Origin of the sequence: Phytoactinopolyspora endophytica, from assembly GCF_004138495.1 — a bacterium.
In the GTDB taxonomy this organism is placed as follows: domain Bacteria; phylum Actinomycetota; class Actinomycetes; order Jiangellales; family Jiangellaceae; genus Phytoactinopolyspora; species Phytoactinopolyspora endophytica.
Window position 1 is genome coordinate 177,863 of sequence record NZ_ML142865.1, and the last position, 989, is coordinate 178,851.

Annotated in this window: 1 protein-coding gene and 1 pseudogene; both read right to left on the reverse strand. The window is 66.5% G+C overall.

Going from position 1 to position 989, the window contains the following annotated elements:
• On the reverse strand, positions 1 to 523 hold a 523-nt coding region (locus tag ELR45_RS39235; RefSeq protein WP_205857342.1), incomplete at its 3' end, for a nucleoside hydrolase.
• Between the two features lie 95 nt (positions 524 to 618).
• Positions 619 to 989, reverse strand: a pseudogene (locus tag ELR45_RS35885) (MFS transporter); the annotation flags it as partial.

The following is a 989-nucleotide window of genomic DNA, read 5'->3' on the forward strand; positions in this document are numbered from 1 at the left end:
CGGCGATCGGGTCGTAGTAGATGTTGAACTCCGCCGAGACGGTCCGGTTGCCGAACGCGTGCCCGCCACCCATGATCACGATCTCGGCGACGGCCTCACGGATCTCCGGAGCGACGGTCAACGCCGCTGCGATGTTGGTCAGCGGCGCCACCGGCACCAGAGTGATCTGCTCCGTCGTCGTGCGTAGAGTCTCGATGAGCCACTCGACAGCGGGAGTCTTCCGAGCGTGGCTGCGTGGATCCGGCAGCGGGAGCGTGGGTTCATGGATCGGCGGGCTCGGAGCTATCGGGTACGGGCGCGGCGCGAACGGCTTCCGCAGTCCGCGGTAGACCGGCACGTCGGAGCGCCCGACGTGGTCCAGGACCCGCAGTGTGTTGTCCGTCGTCTCCTCGATCGAGAGATTGCCGCCGACCGTGGTGCAGCCGATCAGGTCGATGTCGGGGTGCAACGCGGCCATCATGATGGCGACGGCGTCGTCGTTGCCCGTGTCCACGTCCAAGACCACCTTGCGTGCTTTATCCATTGCTCACCTCGTTATCGCGGAGCCGTGCCGGTGCGTGGCTGTTCGGCGCTGGCATTCTCTCGTGTTCTGCTCGTCTGCACACGTGTGCCTGCCGGTCAGCGTCGGCGGGACATGGACAGGATGGTCAGGAAGAGCAGGACCGCGGCCACGGTCGTCATGACGTATCCGACGTGGTGCATGCCGCGGGTCGACAGGTCCTGCTCCAGTACGACGCCCAGCACGCTTGTCGCCGAGATCGCCCCCAGGTAGCGGAACGTCTGGAACAGGCCAGCTGACGCACCCACCCGTTCCGGCGGCGCCGCCTCGTACAGTGCCGTCTGCAAGCCCAGGTTGTTCAGCCCGTTCGGGATCCCCAGCAGGACGATGATGGTGAGCAGCAGCACGACGGACGCGTCGTCGTCGAGCAGCTGCACCGCGGAGGTGGCTACCAGCAGGATTGCGAACCCGGTGACCAGTACCCGCCCCG